Origin of the sequence: Streptomyces lancefieldiae, from assembly GCF_031845825.1 — a bacterium.
Taxonomy (GTDB): domain Bacteria; phylum Actinomycetota; class Actinomycetes; order Streptomycetales; family Streptomycetaceae; genus Streptomyces; species Streptomyces lancefieldiae.
On record NZ_JAVRFH010000020.1, the window covers coordinates 1 to 16,167 of the forward strand.

Sequence of the window (16,167 nt, forward strand, 5' to 3'; positions counted from 1 at the left end):
ATGGTGTCAGTCCTTCCTGAGGAGGGCCGCCGCGTTGCCGCCGCGTACGGCGTGGAAGTCGGCCTCGGACAGGTGCGCGGCGCGCAGGGCGCCGAGGGGGTCCTCGGTGCCCATGTCGAAGGGGAAGTCGGAACCCAGCAGGACCCGGTCCGCGCCCGCCACCCGGACCAACTCCCGCAGCACGTACGGGTCGTGGACGAGCGAGTCGAAGTACAGCCGCCCGAGGTAGCTGCTGGGCGGGTGGGCACAGCCGGCGCCCGCGTCGGAGCGGGCGGACCAGGCGTGGTCGGAGCGGCCGATGTGGGTGGGCAGGTAGCCGCCGCCGTGCGCGGCGATCAGCTTCAGGCCGGGGTGCCGGTCCAGGACCCCGGAGAAGATGAGGTGCGAGAGGGCGACGGCGTTCTCGGTGGGCTGGCCGACGGTGTTGGACAGGTACCACTGGTCCAGGCGCTCGTCGAGGGTACACCCGAAGGGGTGCAGGAAGACGAGGGCGCCGGTCTCCTCGGCCCGGGTCCAGAAGGGTTCGTAGGCCGGGTCGGAGAGCTCCCGTCCCGGTGCGTGGCTGGAGATCTCGACGCCCAGCAGCTCCTGCTCCAGGGCGTGGTCGAGGGCGCGGACCGTGTGATCAGGGTGCTGGAGCGGCACGAGGCCGAGGCCGCGCAACCGGTCGGGTGCCGCCGAACAGTGCGCGGCGGTCGCCTCGTTGGCGAGCCGGTACAGCTTCTCGGCGGTCACCTCGTCGGCCCAGTAGTGGTAGTGCGAGGGCGAGGGGCTGACCAGTTGCACGTCCACGCCCTGGGCGTCCATCGCGGCCAGACGTACGGGGACGTCGGTCAGCCGAGGGAAGCGCTCGCGGACCATGGGCCCGCTGACCGCGAGGGCGGCGGGGCCGTTGCGGCGGGCGTCCAGCGCCCGCGCCTCGGCGAGCTCCGGCCGGCCCTCCACCAGGGCCTCGACCTCGGGCAGCAGGACATGTGCGTGGACGTCCACGGTGGGTGTGGTCACGGCAGCTCCCGGAGCATGGTCATGGTGCGGGCCATCAGGCCGGGCACGTCGGCGTCACGCACCCCGTCGAGCTGCCACCGCCCGATCTGCACGGACGCCTCCACGACCGGCCGGACACGGGCGATCCGCCGCGCGTGGTACGCCTGGAACAGCGCGTCGTCCCAGGTGTCGGACTCGGTCAGCATCCGGGCGAGCACCCACGCGTCCTCCAGGGACAGGGCGGCGCCCTGGGCGAGGGTGGGCGGGCAGCAGTGGGCGGCGTCACCGACGAGGACGACCCGGCCGCGGTGCCAGGAGCCCTCGACCAGCAGCCGGTCGAACCAGGTGTAGTTGACCTTCGCCGGGTCGGTGATGTGCTCGGTGATCTCCGGCCAGAAGCCGCCGTAGTGCCGGGTGAGGTGGCGCATCTCGTCCGCGTACGACTCGGGCGGTATGGAGGCGCGGTCGCGGTTGGCCTCGACGACGTACGCGTACAGGGTGGTGTCGCTGGTGGGGCAGTAGCCGGCGATGTACGCCGGGCCGCCGTAGGCGAGGTCGGTACGGGTGACGCCGGCCGGGCGCGGGGCCGCGATGCGCCAGATGGCCATGCCGGTCGGCTCGGGCTTGTCGACGATGCCGATCGCCGCGCGGGTCGAGGATCCGAGGCCGTCGGCGGCGATCACCAGGTCGTAGCGGTGCTCGGTGCCGTCGGAGAGGCGGACGCAGACGCCGTCGGCGTCCTGGTCCAGGATCTCGGCGGTGGTGCCGAGACGGATGGTGGCGCCGCCCGCGCGCACGGCGTCGATGAGGATCTGCTGGAGCCGGGGGCGCTGCATGCCGACGGTGGCGGGCAGGTCGTCGCCACCGGTGCGCAGGTCGTCCTGGGCGTGCAGGACGGTGCCGTCGGGGGCGGTGATGCCGACCGAGCCGAAGCCGAAGCCGGACGCCTCCACCTGCTCCCAGACGCCCAGCTCGCGCAGGACGCGCAGGGCGTTGCCCTGGAGGGTGATGCCGGAACCGGCGGTGGCGTTCCAGTCGTCCCTGGCCTCGATCAGGTCCACCGTGAGGCCGGCGCGGCGCAGCAGGATCGTTACGGCGTTGCCGGCCGCGCCGCCGCCGATGACGAGGACCGTGCGGGGTTGGGTCATGGGGAACTCCCTTGTTCCTCGGTCTACTTGACGGCGATCGGGTTGACGGGGGAGCCGACCGCGCCGGTGATGGGCAGGGGCGCGGCGGTGAGCCAGAACGCGTACACGCCGTCGGCCGCGCAGTCCTCGGCCAGGGCGTCCAGGTCCCACATCTCCCCGATGAGCAGGCCGAGGTGAGGGATGGCGACCTGGTGCAGGGGCTGGAAGGCGTGGTCGAACTCGTTGGGTCGTACCTCGAAGCCCCAGGTGTCGGTGGCGATCGCGGCGATCTCGGTGCCGTGCAGCCAGCCGGCCGTGGTGAACGACAGGCCCGGTGCGGGCCCGCCGGCGTACTCGCCCCAGCCGTCGCGGCGGACCCGGGTGAGCTGCCCCGTGCGCACCAGGACGAGGTCGCCGCGTCCCACGGTCACGCCGTGGGCCTCGGCGGTCGCCGTCAGGTGCTCCTCGGTGATCGCGAAGCCGTCCGGCAGTTCCCCGTCGTCGCCGACAACCCGGCCGACGTCAAGGAGCACCCCGCGGCCGGCGACGTGCGCGGCCATGTGCTCGATGCCGGTGACGAGGTCGCCGTCGGAGGTGACGACCTGCTCGGCCCGGCGTCCGTTCCATGCTTTGCCGTGGTCGAAGATGTGCCCGAGCCCGTCCCACTGAGTGGAGCACTGCAGCGGCATCGCGATCACGTCGTCGGCGCCGCCGATGCCGTGCGGCAGCCCCTGGTTGCCGAGGGCGGCGTCGGTGCCGGTGTCGAGCATGGTGTGCACCGGGTTGGTGCGCCGCCGCCAGCCCTTCTGCGGGCCGTTGATGTCGAAGCGCTGGGAGAGGGAGAAGCTCACTCCCCGCCGGATCAGCGCGGCGGCCTCCCGGCGCCCCGCCTCGTCCAGGAAGTTGAGGGTGCCGAGCACGTCGTCCTCGCCCCAGCGCCCCCAGTTCGAGTACGCCTTCGCGGCCCGGGCGATCGCGCCCTCGGGGTCGGTGCGGTCCAGGGTCACGGCGTCACCTCCGCCACGCAACGGGTGCGCTGGGCGCCGAGCCCGGTGATCGAACCGTCCATGACGTCGCCGTCGCGCAGCAGCCGGCCCCAGTGCATGCCGTTGCCGGCCGGGGAACCGGTGAGCACGAGGTCGCCGGGGAGCAGGCGGGCGGTCTGCGAGGCGTAGGAGACCATCCGCGCCACGTTGAAGATCATGTCCTTGGTGGACTCGTCCTGCATCGTCTCGCCGTTGAGCTTCAGCGTCAGCCGGAGGTCGTCCGGGTCGGCGATCGAGTCGGCGGGCACGATCCACGGGCCCAGCGGCGTGAACCCGGGCGCGTTCTTGCTGCGCAGCCAGTCCGTCCCGATCTGCGGCATGTCCCGCCGGAAGACGGTCGCCCGGTCGGTGAGGTCGTTGGCGATCGTGTAGCCGGCGACGTGGTCGAGGGCCTCCTCGACGGACACCCGGTGGGCGGGCCGGCCGATGACCGCCGCCAGCTCCAGCTCCCAGTCGGGCTTCTCGGCCCAGGCCGGGAGCACGACGTCGTCGTAGGGGCCGGTGACGGCGCTCGGCAGACCGATGAACACGTACGGCAGGTCCTCGGCCGCACGCCGGTCCATGATCTCCGCGGCCTCCGCACGCCGCTCCGCCTCCGGCCGTTCGTCGCCCGGCGCCCGGTGCGCGACGTGCAGGTCGATGACGTGCTGCCGGTAGTTCGCGCCGGACTGGAACACCTGACGCGGCTCGACCGGCGCGTGCACCCGGAAGTCGGCCAGCGGCCTCTTCCGCGCGCCGCTGTCGTCGGCCAGCGTCGCGAGCCGCGCGGCGGCCGTGTCCCAGACGGCCAGCAGGTCGCGGACGGTCAACTCCTCGTCCCCGAAGGCGGTTCGGAGGTCGAGAGCCCGGCCGTCGGGAGTGACCAGGGCGGGGAAGGGCGGCCCGTCCGGGGCCGAGAGAGTGGCGAGGGCGAAGGGTCCGGCGAAGAGTGCGGACGCGGCTTCAGGTTTCACGGACATGTCCTCCTGATTGCGGTGTGACCAATCTGGACCCGCCACCCGCGATCGGGGAAATAGATTCTGTGGATGACCAGCATCCACCGCACAGATTTCTCCTGGTCGGCGCCGTACAACCGGGGAAGAGCACGTGAAACCGCGTCGCCCGGACCTCGACCTCGTCGTCGCCCCGCGCCGCGCCGGCGGGCGGATGGCCCACGCGTCCGAGACGTGAGCCGGTTCACCGGCCCGGCATGTGGCCCCGGTGTTCCGTCCGCTGCCGGAGTTCGGCGAGGATCGTGGGGATCGCGTCCGCGTCCTGCGCCGTCACCACCACCACGACCTCGTCCTCGGGGGAAGGCCATTCGGCGGCGATCCGTACGGCCGGATGGTCCGTGAGGCGGTGCAGCAGTGCCGAAAGGTCGCTGTCGGCGGGAACCGGCAGCAGGTGCATCGCCGCCGTGGTCACGAAGGGCGCCGGGCGCGGCAGTTCACCGTCCGTGAGGGTCTCGACGAGCGAGCGGTACGGCTGTGCCGCGCCGCCGGTGGCGAGCGGCACGAGATGGGAGTTGATCAGGTCGCCGCCGAGCCGGGCGCCGATCTCCAGGACGACGGGGCCCTCGGCCGAGCAGCGCAGGTCCACGTGGAAGCCGCCGGTCTCGATGCCCACGGCGCGCACCGCGCGCTCGGCCGCCTCGTGCACGCGGGCGAGCTGCTCCGGGGCGAGCGCGGAGGGGACGATCGTAGTGGTCGTACGCAGCTCCCCGGGCGCCAGGTACTTGTCGGACACGGCGAGGATCACCACCTCGTCCCGGTGCACGAACCCGGAGACCGAGTGTTCACTCCCGTCGACGAACTCCTCGACCAGGAAGGCGTCGGAGTCCTCGTAGTTGAGGGACGTCAGCTTCACCAGCCCGTCCGGTTCGGTGTGCTCGTCGATCACGGCGGAACCGCGGCCCCCCGAGGAGTGGGCGAGCTTGAAGATCAGCGGAAGGCCCAGCTCCGCCACCGCGGCCGTCAGCTCGTCGGCCGTGGTCCCGCTGCGCCAGCGGGGGTTGAGGCCGTGGGGTTCGAGCGCCCGGCGCTGCGCGGCCTTGTCGAGGCACACGGCGGCCGCGGCGACCGAGGGCCCGTGCAGGCCGAGCGCCTCGGCCACCTTGGCGGCGACGTCCACGTAACGGTCGCCCCAGCACAGCACCGCCGCGGGCTCGTGTCCGCCGTCCCGTGCCTGCCGCAGGGCGCGGGCCGCGACGTCCTCGGCGGACTCCGTCCGGGTGAAGACGGCGACCCGGTCGTCGGGCAGCCCGGTGTGTCCGAGGCCGGTGTCGGAGTGGACGTACACGGCGTGGCCCAGCTCCGCCGCGGCGTCGAGCTCGGGCCGCCACTCGAGGGGGGAGCGGCGCAGGCCGAGATGGAGGACGGAACGGTCGGGGGACATGGGGGGCCTTCCTCGGGTCGCTGCACGCAAGAGAGTCGAGAGCCTACGGGCTCAGGGGCGCGGGCCTGTCAACTCGGTTGCTTCCTCTCACCGTTGTCCGCAGGGCGAGAATCACCTGGGCGACCGGCAGGTCGGGCGTGTGCGGCGGCGGCGAGTCCGGCCCGCCTCATCCCTCCGCGAGGCGGGCGGGGAAGCCTCCCGTGGCCACCGGGCCCCAACGGTGGGGAGTGACCCGAACGATGGACTTGCCCTGCTCGACCATGGCAGCCCGGTACTCGTCCCAGTCCGGGTGCTCGCCGGAGATGTTCCGGAAGTACTCCACGAGCGGTTCCACGGACTCCGGGGCGTCGATCACTTCCGCGTCTCCGTCGATCTGCACCCAGGGCCCGTTCCACTCGTCCGACAGCACGACGACGCTCACCGCGGCGTCGCGGCGCGCGTTGCGGGTCTTCGCCCGCTCGGGATAGGTGGACATCACCAGGCGTCCGGCGTCGTCCACTCCGCACGTCAGCGGTGATGCCTGGGGGGAGCCGTCGGCGCGTCGGGTGATCAGCAGGGCTCGATGGCGGGACCGCACGAATTCCAACAGGCCGTCCAGGTCGACGCGCGTGTTGGTGGCGATCGTACGACTCATTTCGGTGTCAGCCTTTCGAGAGAGGTCGAGCAGCGAAGGGGCCGGCCGTCGGCGTGGTCGGGCCCCGGGAGGCTTGCAGCATATGTGCGGGGTCGGCGGCCGGCTGCGGGCAGGACCGTGCGCAGGAGAGAGAACGAAGGGCGCGCCGTCCCGGCGTTGCTCGCCGATCGGCTGCGGCGGGATGGTCCGTCCCGGACGCCGCCGTCCCGGCGTTGCTCGCCGATCGGCTGCGGCGGGATGGTCCGTCCCGGACGAGTGACGGTACGGACTCGATCGCGGTGTCTTGGGCGCGGTGCCTCGAGCGTTCGGTTCGGCTCGGTTCGACGCGTGCGGTGGCGCGACTCCGGCCGGGCCGAGGGCTGCTGCGGCAACCGCATCCCGCACGGGGCGCGACGATCCAGGCGGAGAGCGGAGGGAGGGCCGGTCCGGCCGGTCACTCGGGCAGAGCCGTCCGGAACGCCGTCACCTCGCCCTGCGCGTGGCCTCGTCGACGAGGAAACCGACCCCGATGCCGAGCATCCACGTGTCCTTCGCCAGTGCCGTGCCCTCCTGCGTCGGCCGCAGGCTGCCCTCCTCACGCATACCGGGAGTGCGCAGGTACAGACCCACCAGCCCGGCCGAGAACGCGGTCAGGCCGATCCCCGCCACCACCGTCGGCACGACCGGCAGCAGGAGCGCGGCACCGAGCGCCATCTCACTGGCCGAGAGCAGGCGAACGAAGGTGGCGGGCCGCAGCTTGCCCAGGAACGGATAGGCGTTCTTCGCCATGCCGTGCAACTGAGTGGCGCTCTGCTCGTCGACGCCACGTTTCGCCACGCCGGAGTTGAGGATGAAGGCTCCGGTGGCCAGTCGTGGTGCCACATGCCTGGGTTCGACGGGCAGACGCATGGGAGCTCCTCGCGGCGGTTCAGGCGGACGCGTCCGAGCCTAGGGCGCGCGACGGCACCACGCAGTGCGGGAGAGGGAGGGTTGAGCCGATCGGGAGCCTCGCCGCGTACGCCCCCGCCCGTACGCGGCGTCACTCCCGACGCCGGACGTCTTGGCGGCGCGCCGGCCCGCGCGGACCACGCCGAGCCGATGTTCTCGGACGCGAAGTCCACCACGGCCCGTTGCCGCCAGCGGCGCCCTGACGGCCCGGTGACCCGGGGCTGCGCCGGAACCGGCCGGTTCCTAGCATGGCGTCATGACCGGCAGGGTTCCCGAGGCGATGCGGGCGGCGTACATCGACTGCGTCGGCCCGGCCGACGGCATTCTCTACGGGGAACTCCCCGTGCCTCCCGTGGGGCCCACGGACGTGCTCGTGCGCGTCGACGCCGTGGCCGTCAACCCCGTGGACACCTTCGTACGGTCCGGGGCGTACGCCACGCCGCTGCCGTTCCCCTTCGTCGTGGGCCGCGACCTGGTGGGCGCGGTCGCCATGGCCGGCCCCGGCGCGCCCGGCTTCTCCCCCGGGCAACGCGTGTGGTGCAACAGCCTGGGCCACGCGGGCCGCCAGGGAGCCTGCGCGCAGTACGCGACGGTCGCCGCCGAACGGCTCTACGCGGCGCCGCCCGACATCGCCGGGGAGCACCTCGTGGCGGCCGCCCACCCGGCGGCGTCGGCCTGGCTGGCGCTGTTCCGGCACGGGCGGCTGAGGCCGGGGGAGACCGTGTACATCGGTGGCGGGGCCGGAAACGTGGGCGGCGCCGCCGTCGCGCTGGCCGCGCGGGCCGGGGCACGGGTGGTCGCCACGGCGCGTGCCGAGGACGCCCCGTGGGTGCGCGGGCTGGGTGCCGCCGAGGTGCTCGACCACCGGTCGCCCGATCTCGTCGGGCAGGCGCGCCGGGCCGCGCCCGACGGCTACGACGTCCACCTGGACACCTCCGGGCGCGGGGCGCTCGCCGACGCCGTGGACCTGCTGGCGCACGGCGGGCGCCTGGTCGCGATGGTCGGTCTGGGCAGGGCGGCCACCGAACTGCCGGTGGGACGGCTGTACACCAGGGACGCGAGCATCGTGGGGTTCGCCATCAGCAACGCCACCACCGCCGACCTCGCCGCGGCCGCGGAGGGCGTCGTACGCCTGCTGGGACAGACGCCGTGGCGCCCGCGCGTCGCCGGTCGCCTGCCCTTGTCGATGACTGCGGAGGCCCACCGCAGGCTGGAGGCCGGGGAGGTGCGGGGGCGCCTCGTCCTCACGGTCGCGGCAGGCAACGGACGGTGAGCATCCGCCGGGCGTGTCCGAACGGGGCCCGTCACCGGCCCGGCGGGGTGCCGCCCTCGTCCGGCGTCCCCGCGTGCGGGCGCACCGTGCCCAGACAGCGCCGCACGCTGATCTCGATGACGACCCTCGCCGGGTTCGCCCGGGGCTGCCGGTAGCGGGCCGCGTACCGGGCCTCCGCGTCCCGGACCGCCTCGGCGTCCTCCCGCACGGTCGCGACGCCCTCCAGGGTGGACCAGCGCCTGCCGTCCACCTGGCTCACGGCCACGACGGGACGCTCCGCCCGCTCGACGTTGCGCACCTTGGCGGTACCCCGGCTCGTGATGACCCGTGCCGTGCGGGTGGCGTGGTCGTACGTCACCCCGACGGGGACCAGGTGCGGGGTTCCGTCGGCGCGCGGCGTCGACAGGAAGCACACCCGGCGCTCCTGCCAGAACCTCACGAACTCCGCGTCCGCGTCGTCCCGTGCCCCGGTGTCCATCTGATCTCCTTGCGTGAGCTGTGGGCGTTCCCGTCGGCCGGGACGGCATCGTCGGCACCGCCCGGCGCCCCCGGCCGGACCGTGCCCCGGCCGGACCGTGCCCCGGCCGGCTCGTGCCGTGGGCGGATCGCGCGCCTGGGCGAAGGAGCCGACCGGCGAAGGAACCTTAGCCGGAAACGGTGGAAGGACCCGGCCAGGGGGTGACACCGGCCCGCCCACGGGGAAGCCGTGTCCCGAAGGTTCGCGCACCGCCGACGGGACGGAGACAGGGGATGGCCACCACGCCGGGCGGGACCCGAGCGCCCACGACGTCGCCCCAGAGCATCCGGCTGCCCGGCATCCTCCTCGGGATCGGACTCGGCGGCTTCGTCGACGGCATCCTGCTCCACCAGCTCCTCCAGTGGCACCACATGCTCACCAGCACCAACCACGACCGGATCGGCGTCAAGTACTACAGCCCGCACACCGTCTCCGGGCTGGAGATGAACACCGTGTGGGACGGCATCTTCCACGCGGTGTGCTGGACCGCCGTGCTGCTCGGCCTGGCCGTGCTGTACTCCCGGGTCACGCACAACCGCCGGGCGGTGTGGGGCTCACGGGTGCTGTGGGGCTGGATCCTGGCCGGGTGGGGCGTGTTCAACCTGGTCGAAGGTCTCCTCGACCACCAGATCCTGGGCATCCATCACGTCCACGGAGGCCCCCACCAGGCGTGGTGGGACGCCGCCTTCCTGGTCCTCGGCGCCCTGTTCCTGATCGGCGGCCACCTGCTCCAGCGCGGTGGACGGCCCATCGACCCCGACACACCCCGCGGCGCCGTCCGGGCCGGAGGCCACGCCTGATGGACGGCGCCCCCGCCGGGCACCACGAGGGTCCGGGCAGCGGCGCCGGTCTGCTGGAGGCCGCGCCGACCGTGCTGGTGCCGACCCTGCTGCTCGCCGCGGCCGGGGGGTACCTGCTCGCCGTACGCCGGGCCCGTCGCCGCAACCCCGAGCGGGGCTGGAGCGGTTGGCGGTCGGCGTCGTTCCTCGGCGGACTGGCCGTACTGGCCGTCGCGCTGCTGCCGCCGCTCGGGCCGGCCGCGCACACCGACTTCCGGGGGCACATGGCCCAGCACATGCTCGTCGGCATGTACGCCCCACTGGCGCTGGTACTGGCCGCACCGGTCACGCTGGCGCTCCGCACCCTGCCACCGGCGCCGGCCCGTCGGCTGACCGCACTGCTGCACGGCCGTCCCGCGCGGCTCCTCACCCGCCCCGCCGTGGCGCTCGCCCTGAGCACCGGCACCCTGGGACTGCTGTACTTCACCCCGTTGTACGACTCGGTGACGGGCCACCCCGCGGGGCACTGGCTGCTGAACGCCCACTTCCTGGCCTCCGGATGCCTCTTCGCCCACGCCGTCGCCGGCCCCGATCCGGCACCCGCACGGCCCGTCGTACCGGCCCGGCTGGCGTACCTCGGCGTCGCCGTCACCGCCCACGCCCTGATCGCCCAGGCGATGTACGGCGGCTTCTTCGTCCACATCCACGCACCCGTCGACCGGGTCCGGCAGGGCGCGGAGATCATGTACTACGCCGGGGACGTCGCCGAACTGCTGCTCGCAGCGGCTCTGGTGGCCACCTGGCGGCCCGAGCGTCGCGGCCGGCCCGCCCGTGCTCCGTCACCGGCGGGCCCGGCCTCAGGCCGCGTCCCGGCCGGGTGACCGGTGCTCGGCGCGTTCCGGGCCGCGGGCCGGCGCAGCCTCGGCTCTGCCACCCGGAAGGAGACGCAGATGCCGGCGCCGGGCGTGCCGGGCCGGACCCCCGTCGCCGAAGAGCCGGTCCTCCAGGTACGTCATGGCGAACAGAAGCAGCCCCAGTCCGGGCAGCAGTAGGACGGCAACGGTAACCACGTCGCAGGTCCCCCCTCCGCTGTGGATGACGTCCTTGCGGGTGCCCGGGCCGGTGCCGGTGATGGGCCGTCACCGGGTGAAGATGCCGCAACCATCGGACAAAAAGGGTGAACCGGGAGCGGCCGACGGCGTCCGTGTGCCGAGGTGCGTCGGAAGGTCATGTTCGAACCGTCGGTGGGTAGGGACTGCCGACGGCAGAGACATGACCGCCGAGGAACGGAGCACCTGAGCCGATGACGCACACAGTCCCGCCCGCCGACCCGGCCACGGACCCGCAACTGGCGGCCTCGTGGTCGGACTGGGCCGGCGATCACACCGCGGCACTGATCGGGATACCGCTGCGCATCGCGCTCATCGTCGTCGTCCTGCTGGTGGTGCGCGCGGTGGCCAAGCGGGCCATCACCCGGGTCGTCCAGCGCGTGCTGGAACCGTCGGCCGGCGAGTCCGAGAGCAGCCGCCCCCGACGGTCGGGCCGCGGGGTCGTCGTACTGCACCGCGACCGGTCCCGGGCACGGCAACGCCGTGAGCAGCGGGCCCGGACCATCGGCTCGGTGCTCAGCAGCGCCATGACCGTCGTACTGTTCATGGTCGGCGTGGCGATGGTGCTCGACCAGGTGGGCATCGCCCTCGGTCCGCTGCTCGCCAGCGCCGGCGTCGTCGGCCTGGCGATCGGTTTCGGCGCGCAGAGCCTGGTCGCCGACTATCTGTCCGGCCTGCTGATCATGATCGAGGACCAGTACGGTGTCGGCGACTCGGTCGACCTCGGCGAGGCCGTCGGCGAGGTGGAGCAGGTGGGCCTGCGACTGACGCACGTGCGCGACCTCAACGGCGGCCTGTGGCACATCCGCAACGGCGAGATCCTGCGGGTCCGCAACGACAGCCAGGAATGGGCTCGCGCGGTCCTGGACGTCGCCGTGGCCTACGACGCGAACCTCGACACGGTCTACCGCGTGCTGGAGGAGGCCGGCCGCACGCTGCGCGAGGACCCCGACTACGCGGACGTCCTGCTCGAGGACGTCTCGGTGTGGGGCGTGCAGTCGCTGGACGCCGACGGGGTCACCGTGCGTCTCGCGGTCAGGACCGCGCCGCTTCAGCAGTGGGGCGTCACCCGCGAACTGCGGCGCCGGGTCAAGGACGCCCTGGACGCGGCGGACATCGAGATCCCCTTCGCGCGGGCCGTGTGGATGCGCGGCGACCCCCAGGGGCCCGGCTCCGCCGACGCCCTGCGCTGACATTGGGCCCGGCAGGCCCGGCAGGCCCGGCAGGCCCGGCAGGCCTCCCAGGCCTGGGAGGCCTGAGGGCGACGACCTCGCCGGTTTGCGGTATCGGCAAACGTATTCGCCGTTGCGGCGCCGGCGGGTGCAGCCTGCACCCAGGCGGGCCGCGGTCGTCGCGGCCCCGCCGAGCAGACGACCCGTCCGTCCTTCTGGAGGCACCATGACCGACATGCCGGCGCCGGCTCCCGCCGCGGAGTTCTGGGAATCCCGTTACCGCGACTCCGACCGCGTCTGGAGCGGCCGCCCCAACGGCCTGCTCGTCCGGGAGGCGAGCGACCTCACCCCCGGCACCGCACTGGACCTGGGCTGCGGCGAGGGGGCGGACGCCGTGTGGCTGGCCTCGCGGGGCTGGCGGGTCACCGGTGTCGACATCTCCGGCACCGCGCTCGACCGCGCCGCGGGGCACGCGGCCGAGGCCGGGGTGGGCGACCGCGTCGCCTGGGAACGCCACGAGCTGGGCCGGTCGTTCCCCGAGGGCTCCTTCGACCTGGTGAGCGCCCACTACCTGCAGTCCCCGGTCGCGCTCGACCAGCGGACGGTCCTGCGCAGCGCCGCGCACGCCGTCGCGGACGGCGGCACCCTGCTGGTCGTCATGCACGCCGGCTGGCCGTCGTGGCAGACCGAACCGCCCTTCGACGCCGTCTTCCCCACCCTGGACGGGGTGCTGGCCGAGCTCGCCCTCCCCGACGGCGAGTGGACCGTCGAGACCAAGGAGACCGTCCGCAGGCCGAGCGACTCACCCGCGGGCGTCAAGGGTTTCCGCGAGGACAACGTGTGGCGGCTGCGGCGGGTGTGAGGTCTGCCGGCGTCCGGCGTCCGGCCCCGGTTCCCGGGGGCCTCCCCGGGTACTCAGGTGGCGGGCGCGACCGCCACGGCGCGTGGGCACCGGGAGCGAGGGGGCGAGGAAGCGAGGGAGCGGCCATGGTCGGGAAGACGCCGTCGAGCAGGAAGAGACCGAGCGCGCGGAGCCCGTCGCACCCGGAGCGGTCGGCCGCGCGCCTGCGCCGTACCGCCGCCGAGGTGTTCGGCTGGGACAGCCTCCTGCCCGAGCAGCTGGAGGCCATGGAAGAGGTCCTGGCCGGCCGGGACACCCTGGTCGTCATGCCGACCGGCTCCGGCAAGTCGGCCGTCTACCAGGTTCCCGGTGTGCTGCTGAACGGCCCGGTCGTCGTCGTCTCGCCGCTGCTCGCCCTCCAGCGGGACCAGATCGCCGGCCTGCCCGACGACGCGCGCGCCCCCGGCGCCGTGGCGGTGAACTCCGACCTCACCGCCGCGCAGGCCGAGGCCGCCTGGGAGGCGGTGCGGCACGGCGACGCCCGGTTCCTGTACCTGTCGCCGGAACAGCTGGCCAAGGACGAGGTCGTGGAACGACTGGCCGCCACCGGACCCGCCCTCTTCGTGGTGGACGAGGCCCAGTGCGTGGCCTCCTGGGGCCACGACTTCCGGCCCGACTACCTCCGCCTGGAGCAGGCCGTACGACGCGTCGGCCGGCCCCCGGTGCTCGCCCTCACCGCGACCGCGGCCCCACCCGTGCGCCGGGAGATCACCGAACGGCTCGGCATGGACCGGCCCCGGACGACGGTGACCAGCTTCGACCGCCCGAACATCAGGCTCGAGGTCCGCCGCTTCCGGGACGAGGACGACCGGCACCGGGCCGTCGTCGAACGGGCCGCCGCCGAGCCGAAACCCGGCATCGTCTACGCGGCGACCCGCAAGGACACCGAGCGTTACGCCGAGGAGCTGGCCGGCCTCGGCCTGACCGCCGAGGCGTACCACGCCGGGCTGCGCTCCGCCGAACGGGCCCGCATCCACGACGCCTTCCTCGCCGGGGACGCCGATGTCGTGGTGGCGACCTCCGCGTTCGGGATGGGCATCGACAAGGAGGACGTACGGTTCGTGCTGCACGCCTCGCTGCCGGGCTCGCCGGACGCCTACTACCAGGAGATCGGGCGCTGCGGCCGGGACGGTGAGCCGGCCCTCGCCGTACTGCACTACCGGCCCGAGGACACCGGCATGCGGACGTACTTCGCCGCCCACGCCCCCGGCCGCGGTGCGCTGTCCGAGGTCGCCGACGCCGTCCACGACCACGAGAGCGACCCCGCCGGCCTGGACCGGCTGCGCCGGGACACCGGGCTGTCCCGCAACCGTGTCACCGCGGCGGTGAACCTGCTGGAGGAGTCCGGCGGTGTCGCCACGGGGGAGGACGGCGGCATCCGTCCGGACCCCGGCACCCCGCCCGACGCGGCGGCGGGCCGGGCCGAGGACGCCGCCGAGGCCCACCGGCGGACCGACCGGACCCGGGTCGAGATGGCGCGCGCGTACGCGGAGACGACCGGCTGCAGACGGCGGTTCCTGCTCGGTTACTTCGGCGAGGAGTACGAGCCACCGTGCGGCGCCTGCGACGTGTGCGAGGCACAGGGGGACGGGCCGGCACCGCGGGTCCATCCCAGCGCCTCCGCCTATCCGGTCGGCGCCCAGGTGCGGCACGCCGAGTGGGGCGAGGGCACGGTGCTGAGCGAGGACGGCGACCGCATCACCGTGCTGTTCGACCGGGCCGGCTACCGCACCCTGTCACTGGAGTCCCTGGCCGGCCGCGACGACCTGCTCACGGTGCTGAAGAGAGGCTGAGACATGACCCCGTCATCGAGAAGCCGGAGCGGTGACTCGACACGGGGTGGTTCCGGCGCGGGGCCGCGTCACGCGCCGGCCCCGCGCCGACCGGCCGCCGTGGGGCGGCTCACCGTCCGTCAGACGGGCTGCCAGAGGGCAGGCGTGTTCTCGGGCGACCACACACCCTGCGCCTGGTGGCTCTGCAGGCACCGGTACCGCAGGCCCGCGTGGTTCACCGTGGCCCCGGCCTCGTAGACACGGCCCGTGGCCCACGCGTCCGCCGCCACGTCGTCCTGGGGCGAGGGCGTTCCCGCCGCCGCGGAGGTGGTCGTCAGGGTGAGACCGAAGTCGCTGAGCAGCGGGTTGATCGGCTGGTAGAAGGTGGTCCCGCCGCTCGTGCAGTCGCCGGAGCCACCGGAGGTGGTGCCCTGGGCCTGGGCGCCCGCCACGAAGGGGCCCCCGGAGTCGCCGCCTTCCGCGCACACCGTCGTCTCGGTCAGCCCGTCGATGGTGCCCTCCGGGTATCTGACGCTCGTGTCGTGCTGCTGGACGGTGCCGCAGTGCCATCCGGTGGTGGAGCCGGAACGGCAGACCGACGCGCCCACGAGGGCCTCCACCGAGCCGGCCATCTGCACCTTCTGGCCGTCCTCGGCCCGGACGTCCGGGGTGGCGGACCAGTCGGCGTTGACGCCCACCCAGGCCATGTCCTTGCCGGGGAAGGTCGAAGCCTGGAAGACGCCCTGGTCGCTCTGGTCGAACCCGGTGGTTTCGGCCCCCGGCCTGCCGCAGTGACCGGCCGTGGCGAAGCCTTCCTGCTCGTCCTTGGTGACGGAGAACCCGACGGAGCAGCGGGCCCGGCCGTCGATGTAGTAGGCGTCGCCGCCGACGAGGTCCTTCAGCAGGCGCGGCCGGTTCGCCGACACCCGTACGCCCACGTCCTGGCCGTCGACCCCGGCGGCCTCGATGAAATCCTCCGCGGCCGCCTCGCCGGTGGCCTGGACCATGACCCGGTTGGCCTTCACGTCGACGTACCAGACCGTCGTCTCGGGGGTCTGCGCACGGACGGCGGTGGCGTCCAGCTTCTCCTTGATCGCCCTGAGCTCGCCCAGCCCCTTCTTGACGACCGCCGCCTTGGCGCCCTGCGCCTCGATGGCGGCGGTGTCCGCGGTGTCGGTGGTGGCGACGGTCAGCTCCGAGGAGGTCGCACCGCTCACCCAGGCGCCGGCGAAGCGGTCGCCCAGCGTGTTGCGCAGCAGGCCCGCGCGGGTGCCCGCCTCGGCCTCGTTGACCAGGCGGGTCGCCGCCTGGTCCGGCGTCAGCCTGAGGTCGCGTTCCATCGCGTGCAGCACCTGCGTCGACGGTTTGTCGGCGCCGAGCGTCTGGGCGGCGGTGGGCTGCGGCCCCGGCCCGGGCTCGGGTGCGGCCGACGCGGCCGGGGGAAGTGCGGTCAGGGCCAGGGCGCCGAGCGCGGTCAGGGCCGCGCGGCGGCTGCGTGCGGCATGTCTGCCGACCATGCGATGTGCCTCCTTCGAGTGCTGCGCGAGACAGCG

The 16,167-nt window shown here is 73.7% G+C and carries 16 protein-coding genes; 6 read left to right on the plus strand and 10 right to left on the minus strand.

Translation table 11 applies throughout. The annotated features are described in order from the left end of the window. Positions 1-6 precede the first annotated feature (6 nt). The 7 genes from RM812_RS20215 to RM812_RS20245 form a co-directional block, all read right to left on the minus strand. Complete coding sequence (locus RM812_RS20215; RefSeq protein ID WP_311574415.1) at positions 7-1,005, minus strand: amidohydrolase family protein; 999 nt, start codon at positions 1,003-1,005, stop codon at positions 7-9. Continuing rightward, on the minus strand, positions 1,002-2,132 hold the full coding sequence (locus tag RM812_RS20220; protein WP_311574417.1) for an FAD-dependent oxidoreductase: 1,131 nt from the start codon (positions 2,130-2,132) through the stop codon (positions 1,002-1,004). Before RM812_RS20220 ends, RM812_RS20215 begins: the two co-directional genes overlap by 4 nt. A 23-nt stretch (positions 2,133-2,155) precedes the next feature. Continuing rightward, positions 2,156-3,118 (minus strand): cyclase family protein, encoded by a 963-nt coding sequence (locus RM812_RS20225; protein ID WP_311574419.1) that lies wholly within the window; start codon positions 3,116-3,118, stop codon positions 2,156-2,158. After that, positions 3,115-4,116, minus strand: a complete 1,002-nt coding sequence (locus tag RM812_RS20230) for a fumarylacetoacetate hydrolase family protein (RefSeq protein ID WP_311574420.1) — start codon at positions 4,114-4,116, stop codon at positions 3,115-3,117. The genes RM812_RS20225 and RM812_RS20230 overlap by 4 nt, the downstream gene beginning before the upstream one ends. 217 nt (positions 4,117-4,333) lie before the next feature. Further along, positions 4,334-5,530, minus strand: coding sequence for an ATP-grasp domain-containing protein (locus RM812_RS20235; RefSeq protein WP_311574422.1), 1,197 nt, complete (start codon positions 5,528-5,530; stop codon positions 4,334-4,336). A 166-nt stretch (positions 5,531-5,696) separates the two neighbouring features. Next, positions 5,697-6,164 (minus strand): PPOX class F420-dependent oxidoreductase, encoded by a 468-nt coding sequence (locus RM812_RS20240; RefSeq protein ID WP_311574424.1) that lies wholly within the window; start codon positions 6,162-6,164, stop codon positions 5,697-5,699. Between the two features lie 462 nt (positions 6,165-6,626). Then, positions 6,627-7,052: a hypothetical protein gene (locus tag RM812_RS20245; RefSeq protein ID WP_311574426.1), complete on the minus strand. Its 426-nt coding sequence runs from the start codon at positions 7,050-7,052 to the stop codon at positions 6,627-6,629. Between the two features lie 295 nt (positions 7,053-7,347). Between RM812_RS20245 and RM812_RS20250 the strand changes: the two genes are divergently transcribed. Then, a complete protein-coding gene (locus tag RM812_RS20250) occupies positions 7,348-8,364 on the plus strand; it encodes an NADPH:quinone reductase (RefSeq protein ID WP_311574428.1) in 1,017 nt (338 codons plus the stop codon). 31 nt (positions 8,365-8,395) lie between these two features. On the opposite strand, the gene RM812_RS20255 is transcribed toward RM812_RS20250, so the two are convergent. After that, positions 8,396-8,842 (minus strand): pyridoxamine 5'-phosphate oxidase family protein, encoded by a 447-nt coding sequence (locus RM812_RS20255; RefSeq protein ID WP_311574430.1) that lies wholly within the window; start codon positions 8,840-8,842, stop codon positions 8,396-8,398. Positions 8,843-9,114: 272 nt separating this feature from the next. On the opposite strand from RM812_RS20255, the gene RM812_RS20260 reads away from it, so the two are divergent. Together RM812_RS20260 and RM812_RS20265 are read left to right on the plus strand one after the other, a co-directional pair. After that, on the plus strand, positions 9,115-9,681 hold the full coding sequence (locus tag RM812_RS20260; RefSeq protein WP_311574431.1) for a DUF2243 domain-containing protein: 567 nt from the start codon (positions 9,115-9,117) through the stop codon (positions 9,679-9,681). Next, positions 9,681-10,541, plus strand: coding sequence for a cytochrome c oxidase assembly protein (locus tag RM812_RS20265; RefSeq protein WP_311574433.1), 861 nt, complete (start codon positions 9,681-9,683; stop codon positions 10,539-10,541). Before RM812_RS20260 ends, RM812_RS20265 begins: the two co-directional genes overlap by 1 nt. Here the strand turns inward: RM812_RS20265 and RM812_RS20270 are convergent. Next, positions 10,518-10,730 carry a hypothetical protein gene (locus RM812_RS20270; protein ID WP_311574435.1) on the minus strand — a complete coding sequence of 71 codons (213 nt, stop codon included), beginning with the start codon at positions 10,728-10,730 and terminating at the stop codon, positions 10,518-10,520. The two genes, RM812_RS20265 and RM812_RS20270, sit on opposite strands and share 24 nt — an antisense overlap. Positions 10,731-10,963: 233 nt before the next feature. Here RM812_RS20270 and RM812_RS20275 point away from each other — a divergent pair, with 233 nt between their 5' ends. The 3 genes from RM812_RS20275 to RM812_RS20285 all read left to right on the plus strand — a co-directional run bounded on the left by RM812_RS20275 (position 10,964) and on the right by RM812_RS20285 (position 14,635). Continuing rightward, positions 10,964-11,962: a mechanosensitive ion channel family protein gene (locus tag RM812_RS20275; RefSeq protein WP_311574437.1), complete on the plus strand. Its 999-nt coding sequence runs from the start codon at positions 10,964-10,966 to the stop codon at positions 11,960-11,962. 205 nt (positions 11,963-12,167) lie between these two features. Further along, on the plus strand, positions 12,168-12,803 hold the full coding sequence (locus RM812_RS20280) for a class I SAM-dependent methyltransferase (protein ID WP_311574439.1): 636 nt from the start codon (positions 12,168-12,170) through the stop codon (positions 12,801-12,803). A 125-nt stretch (positions 12,804-12,928) separates the two neighbouring features. After that, positions 12,929-14,635 carry a RecQ family ATP-dependent DNA helicase gene (locus RM812_RS20285; protein ID WP_311574441.1) on the plus strand — a complete coding sequence of 569 codons (1,707 nt, stop codon included), beginning with the start codon at positions 12,929-12,931 and terminating at the stop codon, positions 14,633-14,635. Between the two features lie 119 nt (positions 14,636-14,754). On the opposite strand, the gene RM812_RS20290 is transcribed toward RM812_RS20285, so the two are convergent. Beyond that, on the minus strand, positions 14,755-16,131 hold the full coding sequence (locus RM812_RS20290; RefSeq protein ID WP_311574443.1) for an alpha-lytic protease prodomain-containing protein: 1,377 nt from the start codon (positions 16,129-16,131) through the stop codon (positions 14,755-14,757). Positions 16,132-16,167: the final 36 nt, after the last annotated feature.